The 23,684-nt window shown below is 67.3% G+C and carries 20 protein-coding genes; 6 read left to right on the forward strand and 14 right to left on the reverse strand.

What is annotated here, in order from left to right:
* Positions 1–25: 25 nt before the first annotated feature.
* The gene (locus tag PUN71_RS07845; RefSeq protein WP_043452229.1) at positions 26–295 is read right to left on the reverse strand and encodes a GlsB/YeaQ/YmgE family stress response membrane protein; all 270 of its coding nucleotides are present in this window, start codon (positions 293–295) and stop codon (positions 26–28) included.
* A 288-nt stretch (positions 296–583) separates the two neighbouring features.
* Here PUN71_RS07845 and PUN71_RS07850 point away from each other — a divergent pair, with 288 nt between their 5' ends.
* Positions 584–1,447 carry an HAD hydrolase family protein gene (locus PUN71_RS07850; protein ID WP_043452232.1) on the forward strand — a complete coding sequence of 288 codons (864 nt, stop codon included), beginning with the start codon at positions 584–586 and terminating at the stop codon, positions 1,445–1,447.
* Positions 1,448–1,463: 16 nt separating this feature from the next.
* Here the strand turns inward: PUN71_RS07850 and PUN71_RS07855 are convergent, their stop codons facing one another.
* On the reverse strand, positions 1,464–2,831 hold the full coding sequence (locus PUN71_RS07855) for a UDP-glucose dehydrogenase family protein (RefSeq protein WP_277797967.1): 1,368 nt from the start codon (positions 2,829–2,831) through the stop codon (positions 1,464–1,466).
* The gene (locus PUN71_RS07860; protein ID WP_277797968.1) at positions 2,828–3,985 is read right to left on the reverse strand and encodes a glycosyltransferase family 4 protein; all 1,158 of its coding nucleotides are present in this window, start codon (positions 3,983–3,985) and stop codon (positions 2,828–2,830) included. Before PUN71_RS07860 ends, PUN71_RS07855 begins: the two co-directional genes overlap by 4 nt.
* A 259-nt stretch (positions 3,986–4,244) precedes the next feature.
* Between PUN71_RS07860 and PUN71_RS07865 the strand changes: the two genes are divergently transcribed.
* Both PUN71_RS07865 and PUN71_RS07870 read left to right on the forward strand, forming a co-directional pair.
* Complete coding sequence (locus PUN71_RS07865) at positions 4,245–5,102, forward strand: PRC and DUF2382 domain-containing protein (RefSeq protein WP_277797969.1); 858 nt, start codon at positions 4,245–4,247, stop codon at positions 5,100–5,102.
* A 433-nt stretch (positions 5,103–5,535) separates the two neighbouring features.
* Positions 5,536–6,852 carry a cell division protein PerM gene (locus tag PUN71_RS07870; RefSeq protein ID WP_277797970.1) on the forward strand — a complete coding sequence of 439 codons (1,317 nt, stop codon included), beginning with the start codon at positions 5,536–5,538 and terminating at the stop codon, positions 6,850–6,852.
* Between the two features lie 42 nt (positions 6,853–6,894).
* Here PUN71_RS07870 and PUN71_RS07875 read toward each other — a convergent pair whose 3' ends face one another.
* Positions 6,895–7,326 carry a hypothetical protein gene (locus PUN71_RS07875; protein ID WP_043452241.1) on the reverse strand — a complete coding sequence of 144 codons (432 nt, stop codon included), beginning with the start codon at positions 7,324–7,326 and terminating at the stop codon, positions 6,895–6,897.
* Positions 7,327–7,365: 39 nt separating this feature from the next.
* Here PUN71_RS07875 and purN point away from each other — a divergent pair, with 39 nt between their 5' ends.
* Complete coding sequence (gene purN, locus PUN71_RS07880; RefSeq protein WP_043452242.1) at positions 7,366–7,947, forward strand: phosphoribosylglycinamide formyltransferase; 582 nt, start codon at positions 7,366–7,368, stop codon at positions 7,945–7,947.
* A gap of 119 nt (positions 7,948–8,066) precedes the next feature.
* On the opposite strand, the gene PUN71_RS07885 is transcribed toward purN, so the two are convergent.
* Positions 8,067–9,419, reverse strand: coding sequence for an MFS transporter (locus PUN71_RS07885; RefSeq protein ID WP_277797971.1), 1,353 nt, complete (start codon positions 9,417–9,419; stop codon positions 8,067–8,069).
* A gap of 141 nt (positions 9,420–9,560) precedes the next feature.
* On the opposite strand from PUN71_RS07885, the gene purH reads away from it, so the two are divergent.
* Positions 9,561–11,246, forward strand: coding sequence for a bifunctional phosphoribosylaminoimidazolecarboxamide formyltransferase/IMP cyclohydrolase (purH, locus tag PUN71_RS07890; RefSeq protein ID WP_277797972.1), 1,686 nt, complete (start codon positions 9,561–9,563; stop codon positions 11,244–11,246).
* A 148-nt stretch (positions 11,247–11,394) separates the two neighbouring features.
* Here the strand turns inward: purH and PUN71_RS07895 are convergent, their stop codons facing one another.
* A complete protein-coding gene (locus tag PUN71_RS07895) occupies positions 11,395–11,580 on the reverse strand; it encodes a hypothetical protein (RefSeq protein WP_043452245.1) in 186 nt (61 codons plus the stop codon).
* Complete coding sequence (locus PUN71_RS07900; protein WP_277797973.1) at positions 11,564–12,529, reverse strand: trypsin-like serine peptidase; 966 nt, start codon at positions 12,527–12,529, stop codon at positions 11,564–11,566. Before PUN71_RS07900 ends, PUN71_RS07895 begins: the two co-directional genes overlap by 17 nt.
* Positions 12,530–12,853: 324 nt before the next feature.
* Between PUN71_RS07900 and PUN71_RS07905 the strand changes: the two genes are divergently transcribed.
* Positions 12,854–15,073 carry an NADP-dependent isocitrate dehydrogenase gene (locus PUN71_RS07905; protein WP_277797974.1) on the forward strand — a complete coding sequence of 740 codons (2,220 nt, stop codon included), beginning with the start codon at positions 12,854–12,856 and terminating at the stop codon, positions 15,071–15,073.
* A 79-nt stretch (positions 15,074–15,152) separates the two neighbouring features.
* On the opposite strand, the gene PUN71_RS07910 is transcribed toward PUN71_RS07905, so the two are convergent.
* From PUN71_RS07910 to PUN71_RS07940, 7 genes are all read right to left on the reverse strand, one after another.
* Positions 15,153–15,671: a hypothetical protein gene (locus tag PUN71_RS07910; RefSeq protein ID WP_277797975.1), complete on the reverse strand. Its 519-nt coding sequence runs from the start codon at positions 15,669–15,671 to the stop codon at positions 15,153–15,155.
* The gene (locus PUN71_RS07915) at positions 15,668–16,927 is read right to left on the reverse strand and encodes a serine/threonine-protein kinase (protein ID WP_277797976.1); all 1,260 of its coding nucleotides are present in this window, start codon (positions 16,925–16,927) and stop codon (positions 15,668–15,670) included. The genes PUN71_RS07910 and PUN71_RS07915 overlap by 4 nt, the downstream gene beginning before the upstream one ends.
* 281 nt (positions 16,928–17,208) lie before the next feature.
* Positions 17,209–18,810 (reverse strand): hypothetical protein, encoded by a 1,602-nt coding sequence (locus tag PUN71_RS07920; RefSeq protein ID WP_277797977.1) that lies wholly within the window; start codon positions 18,808–18,810, stop codon positions 17,209–17,211.
* 88 nt (positions 18,811–18,898) lie between these two features.
* Positions 18,899–19,870 (reverse strand): hypothetical protein, encoded by a 972-nt coding sequence (locus PUN71_RS07925; protein ID WP_277797978.1) that lies wholly within the window; start codon positions 19,868–19,870, stop codon positions 18,899–18,901.
* 200 nt (positions 19,871–20,070) lie between these two features.
* Positions 20,071–21,141: a Gfo/Idh/MocA family protein gene (locus PUN71_RS07930; RefSeq protein ID WP_277797979.1), complete on the reverse strand. Its 1,071-nt coding sequence runs from the start codon at positions 21,139–21,141 to the stop codon at positions 20,071–20,073.
* A gap of 129 nt (positions 21,142–21,270) precedes the next feature.
* Complete coding sequence (locus PUN71_RS07935) at positions 21,271–21,978, reverse strand: ABC transporter ATP-binding protein (protein WP_277797980.1); 708 nt, start codon at positions 21,976–21,978, stop codon at positions 21,271–21,273.
* A gap of 2 nt (positions 21,979–21,980) precedes the next feature.
* A complete protein-coding gene (locus PUN71_RS07940; protein ID WP_277797981.1) occupies positions 21,981–23,408 on the reverse strand; it encodes an ABC transporter permease in 1,428 nt (475 codons plus the stop codon).
* Positions 23,409–23,684 lie beyond the last annotated feature (276 nt).

Here is a 23,684-nt window from a genome sequence, read left to right on the forward strand (position 1 = left end):
TTACTGATGAATTAGGCGAAAGCGGCTACACCCGGCGGCCACTGCGGTTGGTCACGGCACCGTAGATCAGCAGTACGATGATCGAGCCGAGGATTGCCAGCAGCCAAGTCCTGATGTCGAAGAACTCAGCCAGTCCACCGCCGAAGATCAGCGATCCGATCCAGCCGCCGAGGATGGCACCCACGACGCCGAGGACCATGGTGATTACCCAGCCGCCACCTTGGCGGCCCGGCAGGATGGCCTTTGCAATGGCTCCAGCAATCAGGCCCAAAATGAGAAATCCGATAATGCCCATGTTGCCACTCCTTGTCAGTCAGTTGTGCCGGGCCCCCATTTCCGGTTCCATCATTCAATCAGCAGGCTTACTACTCTGCAAGACTTTGATTATCACAGGATGACTGTCAGTTTTAGCCGGGAATGCCGGCCTTTTATCCGGGCAGGCACCGGAATGACCCGGCTTTGCGCTTTCGGCCGGGTGTTCGCCGCCTTTAATGTGCCCCTTGGGGCGAAACAGCCAGGCACGCGGGATTGCTGCCACCGCCGATAGGATGGCTAGTCCCGAAACAGATCAAGGAGCACAGCCATGCGCCGTCAGACTGCCAGGCCGCGTGCCATCTTCCTCGACATCGACGGCACCTATGCCGACCATGGGTTGGCCCCCGAGGCGCACGTGGAAGCCGTGCGCACCGCCCGGAACCTGGGCCACCGCGTCTTCGTGTGCACCGGCCGGCCGCTGTCCATGGTTCCCGGCCATATCCTGGACACCGGGTTCGACGGCACCATCACCGGGGCCGGCGCCCGGGTGGAGGTCAACGGCGAAGTGCTCAAGGATGCCCGGTTCGAGCCGGCCCTTGGCGCACGCATCGTGGAGACCCTCGACGCGCACGGCGCCGCCTACATCCTGGAAGCGCCCGAAGCGCTGCACGGCCGGACCGGGGTGGACCGGCGGCTGAGGGAAGTCCTGGGCCCCATCTTCGCGGGCCGCCCGCAGCATGACGGCGTCCTCAGCACCGACGTGGACCCGCTGGAGGACATCCTCGGTCCGATGCAGTACAGCGATGACCTGCGCGGGACCTCCTACGCCAAAATCTCCTGCTTCGACTCACCGGTGCCGCTGGGCCGCCTGCTGGAGACGTTCGGCCCGGAGGTGGGGCTGATCCCGAGCTCGCTGTCGGCGCTCGGTGAGCGCGCCGGGGAGATCTTCATGGCGGGCATCCACAAAGCAGTGGGCATCCAGGTGGTGGAGGCCCATCTGGGGCTGGACCGGGCAGACATCGTGGCCATCGGCGACAGCGCCAACGACATCGAGATGCTTGAGTACGCCGCGGTGGGCATCGCCGTGGAAGGCGGCCATCCCGCCGTTCTCGCGGTGGCGGACAGGGTCACTGCCGCCCCGGCCGGCAACGGCGTTGCCCTGGCCTTCGCCGAACTGGGGCTCCTGCAGTAGGCGTCCAGGCTGGACGTCAGCGTGCGGCCACCGCTGCCAATGCCCCGGCACGGCTGCCAAGGCCGCGCACCAGCCAGCCTTCCTCCTGCCATGCCGCCGCGTCCAGTGCGTTCCGCGCGTCCAGGACCACCCGCCGTCGTACGAGCGCCCCCGCGGTGGCGGGACAAAGCTGCCGGTATTCGTCCCACTCGGTGAGGAGCAGCACCAGTTCGGCGTCCTCGAGTGCCCGCCGGGTGGATGCCTCGAAGCGGAGGCGGGGGTAGCGCCGCCACGCCTGGTTCACTGCCTTGGGGTCGGTGACGGTGACGTGCGCGCCGGCAGCGGCCAGCCGGTCCGCCACGTCGAGCGCGGGGGAGTCCCGGATGTCGTCGGTGTCGGGTTTGAAGGAGGCGCCAAGGACCGTGACGGAACGGCCCGCCAGGATGCCGCCGCACAGCTCCGCGGCGAGGCTCACGGTCCGTTCCCGCTGGCCGAGGTTGACCGAATCGACCAGGCGCATCCAGTCCTCCACCGCGGGTACCCCCAGCGCGGCCGCCTGGGTGCGGAAGCTGCGGATGTCCTTGGGCAGGCACCCGCCGCCGAAACCCAGCCCCGCATGCAGGTAGCGGCCGCCGATCCTCGGGTCCAGCCCCATCGCTTCGCCCAGTTCCGTCACGTCCGCGCCGGCAGCATCGCACAGCCCGGCCACGGCGTTGATGAAGCTGACTTTGGTGGCCAGGTACGCGTTGGCAGCCGACTTGATGAGCTCCGCCGTGGCGAAGTTGCACACCAACCGGGGGATCCCGGCCGCCAGCAGCGGCTCATACACCGCATCCAGGGCGGCCGTCACGCCCAGCGGCGCGCCGGTTGCCGGGTGAAAGGCGGCGGCCCGGCCGCCGGGCACGCCGTAGACCAACCGGTCCGGCACCAGTGAGTCCTTCACCGCCGTGCCCTGCCGCAGGAACTCGGGATTCCAGCCCAGCAGCACGTCGGCCCGGGGCGCCAGGATGCCGCGCAGCAGGTCCACCGTCCCCACGGGGACGGTGGATTTGCCCACGACGACGGCGCCCGCGGCCAGGTGCGGCAGCAGCGCTTCCATGGCGGAGACAAGGAAGGTGAGGTCGGCGGCGTCGGATGTTTTGTCCTGCGGCGTTCCCACGCAGAGGAAGTGCACCTGGGCGCCCCTGGCGTCCGCCGGGTCCGTGGAGAACCGGAGCCGGCCTGTCTGGTGCCCGTCGCGGAGGAGTTCGTCCAGCCCAGGTTCGTGGAAAGGCGCCACACCCGAGGCCAGCTGCCGCACCTTGGCGGCATCGACGTCGATGCCCACCACGCTGTGGCCCATGGACGCCAGGGTGGCGGCGTGGACCGCGCCCAGGTAGCCGCAGCCGATCACGGAAATCTTCATAGTTGCGCCCCCCTGGCGTCGGTTGCGGGCTGCGGCAGGGAAGCCGAAGCCGTCACCTCGTCGTAGTGCTGGACAAGTTCCGTGCACAGCGCCGGCCAGGTCCTGTCCTGGACTGAGGCGTGTGCCGCCGCAGCGAATGCCCGGCGCTTGGCGTCGTCGCCCACCAGGTCCTGCACCCGGGCGCGCATGGCGGACAGGTCACCCGGTTCATAAAGCCAGCCGGTCTGCGAATTCCGTACCAGGTCCAGCGGGCCGCCCCGCCCGGTAGCCACCACGGGAACGCCCGACGCCATGGCCTCCTGGATGGTCTGGCAAAACGTTTCGAATTCGCCGGGATGGACGAACAAATCGAAGGAGGCAACCGCCCGGGCCAGGTCGTCCCCGTCCAGGAACCCGGTGAACACGGCGTCCGGGAGCGCCGCCTCCAGTGCACCGCGCTGCGGACCGTCGCCCACCACCACCAGCCGGGTGCCCGGCATGCCGCTGAGGGCGGCCAGGTCCTCAACCTGTTTCTCCACCGCGAGCCGGCCCACGTAGCCGATGATCCGTTCGCCGTTGGGGGCCACCGAGGCCCGCCAGCCGTCGTCGCGCTTTCCGGGCGAGAACCGCGCCGTGTCCACCCCGCGGCGCCACATGCGCACCCGCGGGATGCCCCGGCCGCGCAACTGGTTCAGCGCGAACGTGGAGGGCACCAGGGTGCGCGTTGCCAGCAGGTGGATGTTCTCCACCCGGCTCCAGGCCCAGTTTTCCAGGAAGGGCACGCCGTAGCGTCCGGCGTAGCTGGGAACCTCGGTCTGGTAGACCGCAACGGTGGGAATGCCCAGCTGGCCCGCTGCCTGCGCGGCCCGCCATCCCAGCACGAACGGCGAGGCCAGATGCACCACGTCGGGCGCGTAGTCGGCAAGGATTCGCTTGACCCGGTACACACCCCCCAGTGCCACCCGCACGTTCGTGTAGCCGGCTAGCGGAACCGCGGGAAGCCGGTGGACCACCGCTCCCTTGACGCGGCCGGGCTCCTCGCCGTCATGCGAGGAGGGTGCGATGACCAAAACCTCGTCGCCACGCTCTTGGAGATGATCCAGGACACGCAGGATGGAGTGCGTGACGCCATTCATCAGCGGCAAAAATGATTCGGCAACGATTGCGATCCTCACCCCTCAACCGTGGGCGTCTTCCTTGAAATGGCGGGGGAGGAAGCATGACCCGCAGGAAAAGGCCGGGTGAACAACTGGCCCCGGCCGCCAAAGAAAATTACTAAGTAGGCTTGGCATTCGATGCTAAGCATGCTTACGGTAGTAGGGCAGTCAGCGCAGAGCCTCAAGCAGCCGGGGCGTAAGCCGGGCACCCGTCCAAGCCGTGTCCGGGACATCCAGAGCTGGCAGGCCCAGTGCAACGACATATCCAAGGAGAGTCATGCTCAACAGGGAAAATCTTGAAGACCTGCTCAACCGCAGCGGCAACGTGGTGGGATCCGACGGCGCCAAGATCGGCTCGATCGGACAGCTGTACGCAGACGATGACACCGGTGAGCCTACGTGGGTCACGGTCAAGACCGGTCTCTTCGGCACCTCCGAGTCCTTCGTGCCTGTCGAGGGTGCGCACAGCCAGGGTGACGACCTGGTTGTTCCGTACACGAAGGAGCACGTCAAGGACGCCCCCCGGGTCGATGCGGATGGACACCTCACCCCGGAGGAAGAGGACAGGCTGTACACCCACTACGACCGCGGCGCCCGGACCTACACCGAGGCGACCTCCGACAGGGACCGCGACGTTGACCTGCAGGGCGACGCCGACCTGAACGCCGGAACCCCTACGGCCGGCATCGGCGCGGACCGCGACACCTACGACCGCAACGAGGCTGCCCGCGGAACCGTTGGCCGCGACACCTCCGGCCCCACCACGGACGACGCCATGACGCGCTCCGAGGAACAGCTGCACGTGGGCAAGGAACGGGAAACCACCGGCCGTGCACGGCTGCGGAAGTACGTCACCACGGAGAACGTCACCAGGACCATCCCGGTGGAGCGCGAGGAAGTCCGGGTCGAGCGCGAACCGATCACGGATGCCAACCGCGGTGCCGCCCTGGATGGACCCGCCATCAGCGAAGAAGAGCACGAGGTGGTCCTTCACGAGGAGCGCCCGGTGGTGGAGAAGGAAGCCGTCCCGGTGGAGCGGGTCCGGCTGGACAAGGACGTGGTCCGCGATGACGTGACCGTCAACGAGGAAGTCCGCAAGGAAAACATCGAAACGGACGGCGGCGGCCGCCGCTGACCCGGGCGGGGCTTCGGCCCTGGCCCGCGGGCAGCTGGTTGATCCAGCGCCCCTGACACGGTGAACGGCGCCGGGATCCCCTTGGGGCTCCCGGCGCCGCGGTCGTTTAAGGTGCTGGTGCAGCCGCGCCCAGGGCAGTGGCTGCACCAGCCAGTAGGACGAATATCTTCAGAACTTACGGTTCATCTCTCATTCGCGGCTCCTGTTTTCCCGGCTTACGGAATCCGGGCCGTTCGCCGGGGCCCGCCACATCCGGCGGCCCAGCGGAAAGCGCAGTACGTCCTCGGCGGACGCTGGGTGCTGGTTTCCCACAATTTTACGTCCGTGCCCGGGAAAAAGCGCCTCGGGGCAGGGCATTTGATTGATGTCCAATACCGCCCCTGAGCCTGTCGTTCGCGGGCAGCCGGCAGCCGGCGTGACACCATGGAAGACGATGAAACTGCGCGCTGATCAGACCGGAGACCGTGGCCTTCCCATGCCGTTGTGGCTGCAGGGTGCCCTCGAAACGGCGCAGGCGGCCATCATCTCCGCGCTGGTGGTGGTGGCGCCCATCGTTGCGGTCTGGGCCACCGCCGGTTTCCAGAACGGCCAGTTCGAGGTCCTGGCCCGGCTGGCGGGACAGTCCTGGCTCCTGGTCCACGGTGTTCCGCTGGAGCTTTCAGGCGCTGGATCCGGCGCGGCCACCCACGGCGGTTCCGACGTCCTGAGCCTGATTCCCCTTGGCCTGACGCTCATCCCATTCCTCCTTGCCTGGCGTGCCGGCCGCCGCCTCGCCCGGGCGTCCTATACTGACCAGCTCTGGCAGGCCCTGTTGGGCTCGTGGGCTGTCTACGCCGCATTCGGCATGGCCACCGGGTTCGTCTGCCGCACGGCCGACGTCGGAATCAATCTTTGGTACGCCATGCTGGTTCCGCTCGTGCCGTACGGGCTCGGCATGGTGGTCGGGGCCCGGAGGGAGGCAGGTTCCTGGAGCCGGCTTATCGGCGTCGACGCCGTGGACTGGATTTCCCGGACCAGCCAGCATTCCCGCTGGGCCGGATCGTATTTCGCCTCAGCGGCGAAGGCGGGTTACGTGGCGGTGGTTTCCGCGCTCACGCTGGCGGCGGTCCTGCTCGCGGCCGACCTGTTCATCCACTGGAACCTGGTGGTTTCCGTCTATGAAGCGCTCGACGCCGGCCCGGTGGGAGGTGCCGCCCTCACCATCGCGCAGCTTGGCTTCCTGCCCAACCTGGTGGTTTTCGCCCTCGCCTGGACGTCCGGGGCCGGCTTTGCCATGGGAGCGGGCTCCCAAGTGGGTCCGCTGGGCACGGCGGTCGGCCCGCTTCCATCCATCCCCGTCCTCGCCGCCATCCCGTCGGGACCGCTGGACTACGCCTTCGTGGCCATGATCGTCCCCGTGCTGGCAGGGGCCATGGCCGGATGGTGGTTTCTCCGGGAGGGCGAAAACCACTTCGACGAATGGCTCGCCATCAAGGTCCACGTCCGCTGGTTTACGGCGGCTGCCTCCACCCTGGTGCTCGGCCTGCTCGTCGGCGCGGCAGCCGGCCTGCTGACCATGTGCCTGGCGTGGCTTGCCCGCGGATCGGCCGGGCTGGGCCGCCTGACAGCCATCGGACCCGACCCGCTGTGGACGGCAGTGTGGGTGGCCGCCGAGGTGGGTGCCGGCGTCGTGATCGGGTACGCAGCAGGTCCCTGGCTCGAGCGGGAGAAACCCGCCGCCGCGGAACGCGAAGCGGAACTGGTCCACTAGGACGGCAAGGGTCAGAGTCCCTTGGGGCTGGAGGCAGCGTGGCTAGCGCACGCCGGTGGGCAGGACCTGCTGGAACTGCACCATGCACTCATGGGTGGCCCGGTCGGTCAGCGCCCTGCCCATGCAGGCCTGGTACTCGCGCACCTGATCGAACAGGACCATGGTGGTGACGATCAGCAGCACCATGACGGCTGCGACCACCAGTCCCGAAATGGTGCCGAAGAGAATCAGCCTGGATTCCTTCAGGCGCACGGCCCGCACCAGCAGGACGACGCCGAGGACCAGGGCGGCAGCCGTCAACACCGTGGCCAGCCACAGATAACCGACGTCCAGTTGGTACACGAAGAACGAACCGAGCACCGTGACGACGAACATGCGGAACAGGGTGTGGGTCGTGGCGAGCGAGGCCCTGGCTGCGTCGCTGAGCGGGGGCTTAACCCGTTGCGGCCCGCTGCGGCCCGGTTCGCTGTTCATGTTTTCCAGCGTACGCGAGCCTGCACCTAAGCTGGACCAATGCGTATCGTCGTCCTCGTTTCCGGCACCGGGTCCAATCTCCAGGCAGTCATCGACGCCGTCAAGGCAGGGGAGCTCGACGTGGACATCGCAGCGGTGGGCGCCGATCGTGAAGGAACGTATGGCGTGGAACGCTCGGCGGCGGCCGGCATCCCCACCTTCGTGGTGGACTTCAAGGCATACCCTGAGCGGGCCGACTGGAATGCTGCGCTGACCGAGGCGGTGGCAGCATACAAGCCCGACGTGGTGGTGTCCTCGGGGTTCATGCGGATCGTCAGCCCGGAGTTCATAGACACCTTCAACGGCCGCTACCTCAACACCCACCCGGCCCTGCTGCCCGCGTTCCCCGGCGCCCACGGCGTGCGTGACGCGATGGCTTACGGCGTGAAGGTCACCGGCTGCACCGTGCACTGGGCCGATGCCGGGGTGGATACAGGCCCCATCATTGCCCAGGAAGCCGTGGCGATTCAGGACTCCGATACCGAGGAGACCCTGCACGAACGCATCAAGGTGGTGGAGCGCCGCCTCCTGGTCTCCACCCTGGCCGCCCTCGCCGCCGACCCCTCCTACTCCGCCGCCTAGCGCCCTTCCGCGACGCGCATCCTCACTTCCGGGGCGCGTATTACTTTGCGCGCCCTAGATACGGTGCGCGAAAGGGAACGTGCGCGTCGAAAATGGGTAAGCGTGTCGCCAGGCAGCGGCTACTGCAGCCGGCGCTGGCGGGTTTCGGGGGAGAAGAAGCCCATCCACAGCACGGACGCCAGCACCAGGGCACCGGCCAGGGCAAAGGATGTGGCCAGCCCCAGTTCGGGCCAGAAGTAGTTGGCGAAAACCAGCGGCCCAAACCCTGCCCCCAGCCGCGAGAACGTCGACGCCCAGCCGAAACCGGTACCGCGCAGTTCGGTGGGGTAGAGCTCGGACACGTAGGCGTACAGCACGGGAATGGCCACCTGCACCACGAACCCGAACACCAGCAGCCAGAACACTGCAGCCGTGGGGATGTCCACCACGATAGCCACGATCACCAGGGTCAGCGCAGACAGCGGTCCGGTCACCGCAAGAATCGATTTGCGGCCCACCCGTTCCACCAGGAGGGCTGCCACCACCACGCCCAGGAACCCGACGGCGGCCATCGAAGCCGTGGTGACGAACGCCTTGTACTCGGCGAACCCGGCGCCAATGAGGATCCTGGGCATCCAGGTCAGGGACAGGTAGTACACCAGCAGGATGCTGAAGAACAGGGACCATGCCGCAGCGGTGATCTTCCAGTTGAACTGCCACACCGAGCGCAGCTGCGTCCAGGCACTGCCGGCGGAGAGCCGAGGAACTGCCCTGGCGTCGGGGAGGCTGTACGCCCGGGGTTCCGCCCCGGTGGCCTCCACCAGCCCGTCAATAATCTTCGCCGCTTCCTCGCGCCGGCCTTTCCGGATGAGGAACAGCGGCGACTCCGGGACGCTGCGCCGGACCCAGAACACCAGCAGGGCGGGCAGGACCATCACCAGCATGGTCAGGCGCCAGTCGCCGTAGAGGGCCACCAGCCCGGCGGACACGAACCCGGCCAGCGCCGCACCCACCGGCCACCAACCGTCCATGGCGGTAAGCACCTTTCCGCGCTGCTTTCGCGGGGTGAATTCACCCACCAGCGCGTAGTCCACCGGGATGCAGCCGCCCAGGCCGAAGCCGGCCAGGAACCGGAAGGCGCAGAACCAGATGAAGTCGGGAGCAAAGGCACCCAGCACGGTGAAGACCGAGAACAGCAGGAGGGTGGCCGTGAAAGCCTTCCTGCGCCCCACCGTGTCGGCGATGGTGCCCCAGATGAAGGCGCCAAGGGCCATGCCGATCAGGTTGGCCGTTCCCACCCAGGCCGCCTCGCCGGCCGAGAGCGACCAGTGCTTGGACAGCAAGGGGATGAGGATGCCGTTCAGGGTCACATCCCAGGCATCAAACATGAACCCGAGACCCCCGATCAGGAAGATCCTGCCCTGGACTTTCCATCGCCAGGGCAGTTCCTGGACCACCTGTTCGCCGCTGGGCACAGTGGTGTAAGTATTCATCGCCGCCTCCTGTCCAAAACTTTAGCCCGCCCCGGGACGTTCACACTCCGGAGCGCACGGCGGGCAACCGTGGCCTTCGCGATAAACTGGCCCTATCCCCACCAACCGCGGCCTGTGTCGCGAGATAAGACGGAGACATTTGTGAGCTTCACGCAGCATGAGCGCGTATCCATTGACCGTGTACCCATCCGCCGGGCCCTGATCTCGGTTTACGACAAAACCGGTCTGGAGGAGCTCGCCCAGGGCCTGCATGCAGCGGGCGTGAAGCTTGTCTCCACCGGTTCGACGGCGAAGAAAATCGCCGCCGCCGGCATTCCCGTGCAGGAGGTCGAAGAGGTCACCGGTTCCCCCGAGATGCTGGACGGCCGCGTGAAGACGCTCCACCCGCGCGTCCACGGCGGAATCCTGGCCGACCGCCGCGTCCCGGCCCACATGGAAACCCTCGCCAGCATGGACATCGAGGCCTTCGACCTGGTGGTGGTGAACCTCTACCCGTTCGTCGAGACCGTCAAGTCCGGCGCCGCCCAGGACGACGTCGTGGAGCAGATCGACATCGGCGGCCCCGCAATGGTCCGGTCGGCAGCCAAGAACCATGCCGCCGTCGCCATCGTGGTGGACCCGTCCTTCTACGGCCAGGTGGTGGAGGCCGCAGCAGCCGGCGGCTTCGACCTGAAGACCCGCCGCCGCCTCGCTGCCAAGGCCTTTGCGCACACCGCCTCCTACGACAACGCGGTGGCCACCTGGACTGCGAGCCAGTTCCTCGACGAGGACGGCGACGGCGTCATCGACTGGCCCGCCTACGCCGGGCTGTCCCTGGAACGCTCAGAGGTCCTGCGCTACGGCGAGAACCCGCACCAGCAGGCGGCGCTCTATGTGGACAAGGCTGCCCCCGCCGGCATCGCCCAGGCGGACCAGCTGCACGGCAAGGCCATGAGCTACAACAACTTCGTGGATGCCGACGCCGCCCTGCGCGCCGCCTTCGACTTCGCTGAGCCGGCGGTCGCCGTCGTCAAGCACGCCAACCCCTGCGGCGTGGCCGTTGGATCCGCCGACGCCGCCGATCCCATCGCCGATGCCCACGCCAAGGCGCACGCCTGCGATCCCGTTTCCGCGTTCGGCGGCGTCATCGCCGCCAACCGCACCGTCACCGCCGGGATGGCCAACACCGTCAAGGACATCTTCACCGAAGTGGTCATCGCGCCCGGCTTCGAGCCGGAGGCCGTGGAGATCCTCGCCAAGAAGAAGAACATCCGCCTGCTCGCCCTGCCCGAGGGCTACGGCCGCTACCCCACGGAGTTCCGCCAGGTTTCCGGAGGCATGCTGGTCCAGGCCACGGACAAGGTGGACGCCGACGGCGACAACCCCGCCAACTGGACCCTCGCCGCCGGCGAAGCCGCAGACGAGAAGACCCTCGCGGACCTCGCGTTCGCCTGGACCGCCTGCCGGGCAGCCAAGTCCAACGCCATCCTGCTCGCCCAGGACGGCGCCGCAGTGGGGATCGGCATGGGCCAGGTCAACCGGCTTGATTCCTGCCGGCTGGCCGTGGAGCGGGCCAACACCCTGGGCGTGACGGTGGAGTCCGACGTCGAAGGTGCCGGCGGTGCCTCAAACACCAGCGGTTCGAACGCCCCTGAGCGTGCCCGCGGTGCCGTGGCCGCTTCGGATGCGTTCTTCCCGTTCGCTGACGGCCTGCAGATCCTGATCGACGCCGGCGTCCGCGCCGTCGTCCAGCCCGGCGGATCCGTGCGGGACGAGGAAGTCATTGCGGCAGCGAACGCCGCCGGCATCACGATGTACTTCACCGGAGCGCGGCACTTCTTCCACTGACCGGCACCCTTCATCGACTGCTCCGTAATTGTCGTTTTCCCGCATGGTAACGAGAGTTAGGGAGCCGGTGGGGAGCAACGGATGGTTGTTAATCGACGACGGCGCCCGTCCCCGCGAAGGGGACGGGCGCCGTCGTCGTTGTGCCCGGTTAGTCCTGGTGGTCTTCCTGGTCAACCGGACCCGGCCCCGGCGCCGGAAGCTTGAGCTCCCGGGGCCGGGCCTGGTCCATCCGCTCCTTGGTCCAGTACTCGAGGATCTCCTCGGGCGTCTGGTCCAGGTCGGCGTGGCTGACAGGATCCTGGCCGGAGTCCGGCTCCTTAGGAGGCTGCTGCACTGGTGTAGGTGGCCTGGATGACGGAGCCCCAGTAGGGGCCGTACATGACCGCTGAGCCGTTGTAGCCGTAGCTGTTGATCGAGTTCTGCACGCCCTCGGAGCTGGTGCCGATGAACCACGGGCCGCCCGAGGAACCGCCGGTCATGTCACAGGGAATGCCCTGGGTGCCGAACTGCGGGTTGTTGGGATCCTTGGTCGCGGTGCCCGTGCAGCTCCACAGGGTCTTTCCGTCGAACGGTGCCGCTGCCGGGTAGCCGAAGGACTTGTAAGTGAGGCCGTAGCCCTGGTTGAAGGCCACTCCCGAGCCGCCGACGACCGACGTCAGGTATTTGCCGTTCAGGGGGGCGACGACGGCGAATCCGGTGTCGTAGGTCATGTCACCGTTCGCCACCCACTGGCTGGGGGCGTAGAGGGAGCGGGCGGTCCACTTGCCGTAGGGTGCCGCGCCGTTGTCATAGGCGGGCACGAAGACGAAGTTCGTGGCGTAAGCGCCGGGACCCTCGTTGACGCAGTGGCCGGCGGTGGAGACCGTGCTGCCGTTTACCGAGGAGACGGCGTTGCCGGAGCAAACGTAGTTCGTTCCGCCAAGGGTGAAGAACACCTTGCCGATGTGATTGACCGGGGTTTCGCTCTTGGCAATGGTGGGCTTGCCCTTGGTTGCCTTGGTGGTGGACGGCTTGCCCTTTTCGACCAGGGCTGCGTTGGAGCGGTTGCCGCGTTCCAGCGCCTTGCCGGCCAGGACGTCACCGCTGACCGCGCTTTGCATCCGTTCCGGAGTCCAGTAATCCGCGGCGCCGGCAGTGTCAACGCTGACGCTGGCCACCGAGGGGCTGGTTTCGTCGCCGGACGGTGCCGGGGCGGCGGATGCGCCGCCGGCCGAAGTGAATGCCAATACAGCCGCTGCCGAGAAGGTCAGGAGGCCGGAGGCCAGGGACCGGGTGCGTGTCATTGTTGTCCTGTCTGAACGGGGTTGGGCCCGGGTTGGGAGTGACCTAGCGAATTTATCGCCATATGACAGGTTTGTAAACAGTAGTGACGTATCATGTAGGGCCGTGCAGGCGGGCTGGTGCCGGCTCCAAAGGGGAGCGGCCGCCGCGTTCCGGCTCTGGGGTGCGTGCCGCCGTCGGCCGTTCTCCATCGCTGTAATCCTGCCCACTGAGGGGGTAACGCTGGGGCTCCGGTACGGTTCAACGCCGTGTCCTCGGGTAAGTTGTACATGGTGAAATAGACCGAATTTTCACAACCAAGCCGACCCACAGGGAGACGCCCGCGCATGTCCAAGATTATCTACACCCACACCGACGAAGCGCCGATGCTGGCTACCTATTCGTTCCTGCCCATCATCGAGGCGTTCGCTTCGACTGCAGGTGTGGAGGTGGAGACCCGCGACATTTCGCTCGCCGGCCGCATCATCGCCGTCTTCGGTGACTACCTGACCCCCGAACAGCAGATCGGTGACGCCCTTGCTGAACTCGGTGAGCTGGCGAAGACGCCGGAAGCCAACATCATCAAGCTGCCCAATATCAGCGCATCCATCCCGCAGCTGAAGGCCGCCATTGCAGAACTGCAGGGCCAGGGCTACGCACTGCCGGACTACCCGGACAACCCTTCCTCGGATGAGGAAACTGCCATCCGCTCGCGCTACGACAAGATCAAGGGCTCCGCCGTGAACCCGGTCCTGCGTGAGGGCAACTCGGACCGCCGCGCACCCCTGTCGGTCAAGAACTACGCGCGCCAGAACCCGCACTCCATGGGCGCCTGGACCCCGGAGTCCAAGACCAACGTGGCCACCATGGGCCAGGATGACTTCCGCTCCAACGAGAAGTCCGTGGTCATCGAATCCGAGGGCACCATCGCCATCCAGCTGGTCCGTGAAGACGGCTCCGTAAAGGTCCTGAAGAAGGCCTTCCCGGTTCTCGCCGGCGAGGTCATCGACGGCACCGTGATGCGCGCCGCCGCCCTGGACGAATTCCTCAAGGCACAGGTGGCCCGCGCCAAGGAAGAAGGCGTGCTGTTCTCCGCCCACCTCAAGGCCACCATGATGAAGGTCTCGGACCCCATCATCTTCGGCCACGTGGTCAAGGCCTACTTCACCGAGCTCTTCGACACCTATGGCAAGCAGCTCTCGGCAGCCGGCATCAGCCCCAACAACGGCCTCGCCGCCATCCTCAGCAGCCTCGAGGACCTCCCCGAGGACGTGCGCGACGGCGTCCAGAACCTGATCAAGAAGGGCCTGGAAGACGGCCCGGCCCTGGCCATGGTGGACTCGGACAAGGGCATCACCACCCTGAACGTCCCCAGCGACGTCATCGTCGACGCGTCCATGCCTGCCATGATCCGCAGCTCCGGCCACATGTGGGGCCCGGACGGCAAGGAAGCGGACACCCTGGCGGTGCTGCCGGACAGCTCCTACGCGGGCATCTACCAGGTGGTCATCGATGACTGCCGTGCCAACGGCGCCTACGATCCCACCACCATGGGCACCGTCCCGAACGTTGGCCTCATGGCCCAGGCCGCCGAGGAATACGGCAGCCACGACAAGACCTTCGAGATCCAGGAAGCCGGCAAGGTGCAGATCGTGGACGGCACCGGCAACGTCCTGGTCGAACACGAGGTTTCCGTGGGCGACATCTGGCGCGCCTGCCAGACCAAGGACGCCCCCATCCGCGACTGGGTCAAGCTGGCCGTCACCCGTGCCCGCGCCTCCCAGACCCCTGCCGTGTTCTGGCTGGACGAAGAGCGCGCCCATGACGCCAACCTCATCGCCAAGGTCAACGAGTACCTGAAGGAACACGACACCGAGGGCCTGGACATCCAGATCATGTCCCCGGTCAAGGCCATCGCCTTCACGCTTGAGCGCATCCGCAAGGGAGAGGACACCATCTCCGTCACCGGCAACGTGCTCCGCGACTACCTCACCGACCTCTTCCCCATCCTGGAACTGGGCACCAGCGCCAAGATGCTCTCAGTCGTCCCGCTCATGAACGGCGGCGGACTCTTCGAAACCGGTGCCGGTGGGTCCGCCCCCAAGCACGTCCAGCAGCTGCTCAAGGAAAACCACCTCCGCTGGGACAGCCTGGGTGAATTCCTCGCCCTGGCCGTCAGCTTCGAGCACCTGGCCACCACCACCGGCAACGCCCGCGCCCAGGTCCTGGCCGACACCCTGGACCGCGCCACCGGCACCTTCCTGCTGGAGAACAAGTCCCCGAGCCGCCGCGCCGGCGAGCTGGACAACCGTGGCAGCCACTACTACCTCGCCCGCTACTGGGCAGAGGAGCTGGCAAAGCAGGCGGACGACGCCGACCTGGCCGCCGCCTTCAGTTCGGTCGCCAACGAGCTTACCGCCAAGGAGGAAACGATCGTGGGCGAGCTGGCCGAGGTCCAGGGCTCACCCGTGGACATCGGGGGCTACTACCGTCCGGATGACGCCAAGGCTTCCGCCGTCATGCGTCCGTCCGCCACGTTGAACAAGGTCATCGGCAGCCTGGCCTAACAGCACGGCGGCCTGGGGCCGGGAAGCGGTGTTCCGGAGTTACCGGAGCACCGCTTCCCTATGTTTGGGGCGCCGGGCCCTAGTCTTTGCCCTTGCCTTTGTCCCCGTTGTTGCCCTTGCCGGCGTCCGCGCCGTTTCCGGATCCGTTTCCTGGCGCCGGTGCCGGTGCAGGCTGGGCGGAGGTGGGTTCGGGGGAGGGGGAGGAGCTTTGGCTGGCTGCTTGTTCCGCAGCGGTCCGGGCGTCTTCGGCTGCTTTGGCCGCTGCCGCCTGCTGCGCCGCGATGGCGTTGTTGAGGTCTGCGCGGACGGCGGTGGCCACGGTGGTGATGCTGCGCCGCCGTTCCTCGGACACCTGCCCCTTCGCCCGGGCCGCTGACAGGTCCGCTTCGAGGCCGTCGAGGGCTTTCAGGGCGGATGCTGGATCATTCTGGGACGAGGCCTGGGTGACTTCCAGGACCCGGGCCTGCAGTTGTGTGGCGACTTCCCGCTGCAGTCCGTTGTTGTTGGTGGCGCAGCCGGTGAGGATGGCCGCCGCGGCCACAAGCGTGACGCAGCCGGTCAGGACCCGGCCGCGGCAGCGTGCCGACGGAAGGGTCACGGCGCGACGCTCTTCTGCAGCTCCTGCAGGTGGTCGCCCAGGACGCCCGTCACCGTGGGGTACGGGACGACGTCGGCTGGCCGGGCGGAGATGCTCATCATCACTGCCGCGGCGGCCGCAGCAACCACCAGGATTCCGAGCACCACGGCAAGCCAGATCCGCTGGCTCCGTGACAGGAGGGGCTTCCGGGCGGTGTTGGCGGCTGATGTTCGGGCCGGGTCGATGGATTCCGGTGCCGCTCCAGGTTCCGGGGCAGCCGGGGCTGGAGAGTCAGCATTTGAGTCCGGGGCTGCCGCTGCCTCCCGGACTTCCTCCACCGATTCCTCGGCAGTGATGGTGGGCGGATGGAAGGGCATCGCGGGCAGCACGCGGGTGGTCTCCGGCGCCAGTTCGCCCGGCGTTGAGGCTGGGGAGACCAGGGCCTGGCGCAGTGCCGTCTCGATGTCGGCGGCCGTCGGCCGCTCCAATGGTTCGATGGCTGTCATGGAACGGATGAGGTCCGCCCATTCGGAGGGCACGTCATCGGGGATTTCCGGGGCGCGGTGCAGCCTGGCGACGGCGGACTCCACGGCGCTGCCCGGATACTCCACGGTGCCCTTGATGCACTCCAGCAGCACCAGTCCCAGGGAGTAGATGTCCGTCGCTGACGAGAGGGGCTTTCCCAGGGCCTGTTCCGGACTGAGATAGGCGGCCGTCCCCACCATGGTGCCCGTGGCAGTTAGCCGGGTGGAATCGACAATCCTGGCGATGCCAAAATCGGTAAGTTTGGGCCGCAACGGCTCACCCGGGCGGATTTGGACCAGGAGGATGTTCCCCGGCTTGATGTCGCGGTGGATGATGCCCAGGCCGTGAACGTAGGCCAGGGCGTCTGCGATTCCGGCGCCGATGACGGACAACTCCTCCAACGGAACACGGCTGTGCCTGATGCGGCTGCGCAGGTCCTGGCCCTCCACGAGCTCCATGGTCAGGAACGGCCGTGGTTCATCCGGGATCCGGTCGTCGATGCCTGCGTCGAAAAGTGTCACCAGGCCGGGATGGTTCAGGGTGGCGAGAAGCTGGATTTCCGCTTCCTGCCGCTTGAGTTCCTCAGCGTCAGGAGCCTGCGGGGCGAACAATTTCAACGCAACGTCGCGGCCAAGGTTCTCATCGCGGGCGCAGTAGACGGATGACATTCCGCCCCGCCCAATCACCTCACCTAAACGGTAGCGACCGCCGACAACTTCATTCTTGATGGAGCTAGGCGATTCCGCCACCATGACCGTTCCTCCCGGTGCTCTGCGGCACTGTCGTACCTCAAATTATACGGGCGCGACGGGGGAACCGGCGATTGACCGGCGCCTTTCCCGTAGCGGCAGGCCGACGGTCCGGCGGTGAAAGCGGATACCTTCACCGCCGGACCATGGGCTACAAGGACATGTGTGCTGATGACATGTTTTGTATGGTTGCTTCGTCTCCGGGCTGGTGTCCTCCTTCCGTCAGCCCGCTGAGTGCTGCCGCTTCAGGCGCCTCGTTGCGGGCATTTCCTGTTGCGGTGAAGTCAAGACACTTTGCGCTTGCGGATTACCAGGAGCCCGGCCGCCAGGAGCAGCAGGGCCAGGGGAACCAGCGAACCGTCCCAGCCGGTGTTGGCGAGCCCGGTGTGGGCGGAGCCGGTGTTGGCGAGCCCGGTGTGGGCGGAGCCGGTGTTGGCAAGGGTGGAACGGCCACTGGCCGGGGTGCTGCGGGGTGCCGTGACGGTGCTGATTGCTCCGCTGACGGCTGTCGATCCTGCGGGTGCAGCTGAAACATCACCCGTAGTCCCGCTGCCGCCGGTCATGCCGGTGGAATCATTCCCAGCCGTGCCGCCGTTGCCGGCCGTGTTGCCGTCACCCGGAGTGCTGGTGCCGGGATCGAGGGTTCCGGTGTCACCGGTGGTGCCGTCACCCGGGGTGCCGGTGCCCGGACCTGTGGTGCCCGGATCGGTCGTGCCGGATGTCCCGGTGCCGCCGCCGACACCGAGGTCGATGCCAAGGTCCACGCCGGCATCAATGCCGCCGGTTCCGGAGGTACCCGTGCCGAGATCAGCACCGAGGTCTACGCCGGCACCAATTCCACCGGCGGTGTCACCGGTGGTGATGCCTCCAACCGCGAGGTCGAGGGCGGCATCAACAGTAGCGCCCAGTCCGGCGGTGTCGCCGGTGGTGACGCCGCCCAGCCCGAGGTCCACGGCTGCATCCGCGGCGAGATCGGCCGTCGTACCGTCCGTGACTGCGGTGCCGTCGGTGACGGTGCCGAGGCCGAGGTTGACGTCCGCGGCGGCTGCCAGGTCGGCGGCCGTTGGGTCTGTGGTGGTGCCGCCCAGGCCCAGGTCGACGATGGCTGCTGCGGCGAGGTCGGCCGTCGTGCCGTCCGTGGCTGCGGTCCCTGTCCCGGTGCCGTCAGTGACGGTGCCGAGGCCGAGGTTGACGTCCGCGGCGGCTGCCAGGTCGGCGGCCGTTGGGTCTGTGGTGGTGCCGCCCAGGCCCAGGTCGACGGTGGCTGCTGCGGCGAGGTCGGCCGTCGTGCCGTCCGTGGCTGCGGTCCCTGTCCCGGTGCCGTCGGTGACGGTGCCGAGGCCGAGGTTGACGTCCGCAGCGGCTGCCAGGTCGGCGGCCGTCGGGTCTGTGGTGGTGCCGCCCAGGCCCAGGTTCACGGCTGCATCCACGGCGAGGTCCGCCGTCGTGCCGTCCGTGACTGCGGTCCCTGTCCCGGTGCCGTCGGTGACGGTGCCGAGGCCGAGGTTGACGTCCGCGGCGGCTGCCAGGTCGGCGGCCGTTGGGTCTGTGGTGGTGCCGCCCAGCCCGAGATTCACGGCTGCATCCACGGCGAGGTCCGCCGTGCCGTCCGTGACTGCGGTGCCTGTCCCGGTGCCGTCGGTGACGGTGCCGAGGCCGAGGTTCACGTCCACTGCGGCGGCGACATCCGTTGAGCTTGCCGGCGTTGGGTCACCCAGCAGGCCCAACGACGTCGAGTCAGCGGGTGCCGCCGCCGAGATGAGGGCGGAGGCGGAAAGGTCCGTCCCGCTGGTGGTATCCGCTGCATTGGCGGCAGCGGTGCCGAAGGCCAGAAGGCCGCCGGCAAAGAGGGTGCTGAGCAGCCCCCTGCGAAGGGTGCAGTTCATGATGATTCTCCTGAAAGTTGAATTGTGCGGGCGCTGGTCAGCTGCCCGTAGAGCCACGTGCTGCCCGGGGAAGGGCAGGGGGCTTCAACTAATCGGGGGAAGAACCGGGATCGAAAGACACCGGCGCAGGAGCATGCTCAGAGGGGTCCGCGGCTGGAAGAGTGCCGGGACGTTCAAGACCAAAGGCGAACGGGCTGAGCCAGGCCGGCGCACCGGAGGACCCGCTTGAGGATCCACCAGCGCCTGTGCCGGAGGCGGGGGCCGGAGGGGCCTGGGCGGGCAGCGGTGCAGGGTCGGCAGGACCAACAGGTTCTTCTGAAACAGAGCCTGAGGTTTCGGCGACGGCTGACCGTGCCCCGGCCGTGACTGCAAGAGGCGCACTGGGCAGGTTTGCCAAGCCGGAGCCGATACGTTCGGTTGCCCCGGCAGGCGCTGCAGCCTGATCTGCTTCCGAAGCCGTTGGCACGGCCGTTTGGTCCGGTGCCGGAGCCGCGGGAGCGGCCTCTGCGGAAACTGGCAAAGCCGCGACGGGAACTTCCGCCGGCGCGGTCGCGACCGGCACCCCGGGAAGCGGAACGGGCAGTTGGTCAGTGCCTGTCACGAGATCCGATACCGGCTGAAGGACCGGTTCCAGGACCGGCAACGCCTCGGCTGCCGGTTCGGCAACAGCGTCCACGAGCCCGATGGTCACCTCGTCGGCGAGTTCGGCGAGGGGAGCGGTGCCCGTGGAAACAGTTTCAACCGGAACAACCTGGCCCACGACGGGAACCGAAGCGATAAGATCGTCCGCCAGCCCGGAAACCTGGGCTGCCACGGGCTGCGCCAGCCCGGGTGCTGCCGCAGGATCGGTGGAGGATCCGGTTGGCGCCGGGGAGATGGCCTCCACAACGTTTTGCGACAGCGTCGAAACGGGATTGGCGACACTGCCCAGAAGTGAGGAGGAGTCATGGCCCGCATCGGCGGAAGCTGCGGTCGACGAAAGCGTGAGCCAGGTGACGGCCGCGGCGCCGGCCAGGAGCACTGGGCGCAGGGCACTCCACGGCGAACTTAGTCGAGCCATGCGTACCACCCCCCAGTGACCGGCGCAATCGATGCTGTCTAAAGGGTAAAACCGATTCTTACCGGAAGTCCAGAGTTCGCTCAAAGGATTTTACAAACTGGAGGCACCCGTGCCGTAGCTGTCACTGTGTAAGGCGGCCAGTCACATACGTGACCACCCTGATTAAAGCCGCGCCGCCGTCGTCCTTCCCTTAGCCTCCGCTAATGACCGTCGTTGGGGTAGCTCACGCCAAGCTGGGCGCGCACCCCGTCGAAAAGGCGCATGGTGTTCAAGGTATCGTCCAGCGGCATGACAGGGCTTTCGGTCAGGCCCTGCTGCACACAGCGCGTCACTTCCCGCAGCTCATACGCGTAACCCTTGCCGACCACGTCGAACGTTTCCGTCCGGCGCTCGTCCCAGCCCGTGGCGATGACCAGCTCCCGCGGGTTGTTGATGGAGCCGATGCTCTGCAGGAAACCCAGGCTTCCGGACACGGTGGCGGTGCGCGGACCGTGGGCCAGGAGCGATGACGTCAGCTGGACCTGGGCGGCATGGCCGTAGCCGAGCGTCATGGCATTCTGCGCATCCACGCCGTCGTCATTGACAAAGCCGGTGGCGCTCACGGTCTGCGGGAACCCGAGTGTCCCGAGCGCCCAGAGAAGAGGGTAAACGGACAGGTCCAGCAAGGCCCCTCCACCGTCCTTCCGGGCCCACAGCCTGGCCGTGGGGGAGTACGGCGCCGGGAATCCGAGGTCTGCGGTGATCCAGTGGATGTCGCCCAGTTCACCCGAGGCTGCGATCTGGAATGCGCGCTGCATGGACGGCAGGAAACGGCTCCACACAGCCTCCATCAAGAACAGCTTTTTGCTGCGCGCAAGCTCGATGAGCTCCGCTGCCTCCCGGGCATTGATGGTGAACGCCTTCTCGCAGAGCACGTGCTTGCCAGCATTGAGGGCGGCCAGGACGATTTCGTGGTGCTGGGCGTGCGGTGTGGCCACGTAGACAACATCCACGGCGTCGTCGGCGAGCAGCCGCTGGTAGCCGGGCACCCCGCCGTCGTCCCCATAGGCCTTGGCAAAGTCGTAGGCGACGGCGAACGCGTCCGCCGTGTCCTGGGTCCTGGAACTGACCGCGTACAGTTCGGCGTCGTCAAGCAGCGCGAGATCCTGCGAGACGGCCCGGGCGATGCTGCCTGTTGCGATGATTCCCCAACGCAGGGGAGCTCCGGTGGCGGACCGGGGGTCCTGGTTGGGCTGGCTGGACAGCCATGGCGTGGCGATGGGGGCAGTCATAGCAGCAATCCTGTCACAGCCCCGCGGGGGCGCCGGGGAACTGCGCACCCCGGGTGGTGTGGGGTAAGGGGAAGAGGCCGACGGCGGGAGGAGCCGCTGTGCGCTTCCCCCGCCGAAGGACCCGCTGCGTCAGGCCGTGGCCGCGACGGTGTTTCGGCTCCGGACCGGTTCTTCGGTCAGTTTCCCCTGTTGAAGGCGGAAGCGGCGGTCTGTCTTGTTGGCAAGGACCCTGTCATGGGTGACCACGAGGATGGTGGTGTTGTGGTCCCGGCTCAGGGAGCTCAGGAGCTCGATGATGTGGTCGCCCGTCTGCTCGTCCAGGTTGCCGGTGGGCTCGTCGGCCAGGATGAGCTTGGGCTCGTTGGCCAGGGCCCGTGCAATGGCAACGCGCTGCTGCTCGCCGCCGGAGAGCCTGTTGATCCGCCGGTCGTGCTTGGACGGATCAAGCTGGACCTGTTCCAGCAGGTCCTTGGCGCGCTGCAGCCGGGCGGCCTTGCGGACCCCGGCGAACTCCATGGGCAGCATGACGTTGTCCACGGCGGAGAGGTTCGGGATCAGGTTGAACTGCTGGAACACGAAACCGATGTCCCGGCGGCGGTACTCCGTCAGCCTGCCGTCCGGAAGACTGGCCAGGCTGACCCCATCCACCACGACGTCGCCGCTCGTGGGCTTGTCCAGGGCGCCCAGCAGGGACAGTAGCGTGCTCTTGCCGCTGCCGCTCTTTCCCACAATGGAGGCCAGCGTGCCCTGCTCCAGGGTGAAACTGACATCGTTGACGGGCTTGATGGTGCGGTCACCGGAGTTGAAGGTGCGGACCAAATTCTTTACTTCAATCATGGCTATTCTCCTCGCAGGACTTCGATGGGACGGATACGCGCTGTGAGCAGCGCGGGAACCAGGGCTCCGATGATGGCAACGCCAAAGACAGCGGCGATGCCTCCGGCGATCACGCCGGGGGAGGCGCTTGCCGTGACGGAATTCAGCAACTGGGAGGCGCCGCCGAAGGGTCCGCCCTGCCCGCCGGGGAATCCTCCGCCGGCACCCGGGACGCCCCGCCCTGCGGTGGGTGTCGTGGTGGTGTTGCTGCTGATCAGGGCGGAGGCGATGCTGCCGCTGGCAAAGGACGCGATGGCGGCGCCCACCGCACTGCCCAGGGCCGCCAGGACCAGGGCTTCGAGGACGAACTGCAGGCCGATGGTGCGGTTGGGAGCGCCGATCGCCTTCAGGACTCCGATCTCGCGGCGGCGCTCGCGGACCAGCATCACCATGATCAGCAGGATGATCAGGCCGGCTGTTCCAAGGGCTGCGATGAAGGCGATGAAGGAGATGTTCTTGACGCTGTCCAGGGAGCTGACCGCCGTCTGCAGGTTCTGTCCCTGGGTGACGTCGGCCTTGTCGGTGCCGAGCGCCGACTGGAGCGCAGTCTTGGTGGTGGCGACGTTGTCCATGGAGTTGACCGTGACGATCATGCTGGACAGCTCACCCGGTGTTCCGGCGAGGGCCTGGGCGGTGGGGAGCGTGACGTAGAGCGCGTTGTTGCCAAAGGCGGTGCCGGCGTCGAACAAACCGGAGACGGTGTAGGTCTGGTCGTTGATGGTGAAGGCGGACCCGATCGTGAGGTTGTTCTTTTCGGCAAGGGTCGTGCCCAGCAGGGCGCCGGTGGATGCAGCGGTGTAGTCGCCGAGCCCGGAGCCCTGGGTGATGTTCAGGGCCTTGCCCGTGGTGTCCACTTCGGCGCCAACACCGGTGGCGGTGATGGGGAGCGATCTGACGCGCTGCGTGGTTCCGGTGCTGCCGGAGGTACCGGCGGTGCCATTGGCCTGCTGGTTGCGGTTGCCCAGGGTGCCGGCATCCACAGCCGCGGTGAGGCTGGTGGTCAGGGTGGTTGCGGACTGGCCTCCGGGTCCACCCTGTCCTGCCTGGCCTGCCTGGCCGGCCGCCGCCTGCGCCGCTTGTTCAGCCGCATTGCGGAGCCGCAGGGATGAGGTCCCGACGACGGCACTGACGTTGGGCACGCCGGCAGCCGTGGCTGCCTGGTCCGCCGTGAGGGGCTCGCCACCGCCTTCGAAACCCTGCCCACCAGCGGGGTTGACGGTCAGGACGGTGCCCACGGAGGCATTCAGCTCCTGGACTTTGGCCCCCACCGCCTGGTTGGCCACGAGCATCGCCAATGCGAGACCAATGGCGACGGCCAGCACCGCGACAACCGCTGCGGTGCGGACCTTGTTTCTGAAGGCGTTGCCTACACTCCGGGCAAGGACGCTCACGTTACTCCTAAGACTCAGGTGCCGGCGCGGAGGGCCGGCTTCGGATCAACCTTCGCCGGAGATCCTGTGCAGTGATCCGGCCGTACCTGTGTTTGTCCTGTGAAGGACTCTTGACAGGAGAAACGGCGGGTGCGCGGCGTCGTTGCGGCGGACAGCGGTCCTTCGCCGTCGCTTAGACACCTCCCGCCGCACCGCTACGGTCGCTGGGCGACCTGCGCGCCGCTTTGGTCGGCGATGCGCTCCTACGCGAAGGAACCGCAGTCCTTCGCTCGGACG

The organism is Arthrobacter sp. NQ7, from assembly GCF_029581595.2.
Lineage (GTDB): Bacteria > Actinomycetota > Actinomycetes > Actinomycetales > Micrococcaceae > Arthrobacter > Arthrobacter phenanthrenivorans_B.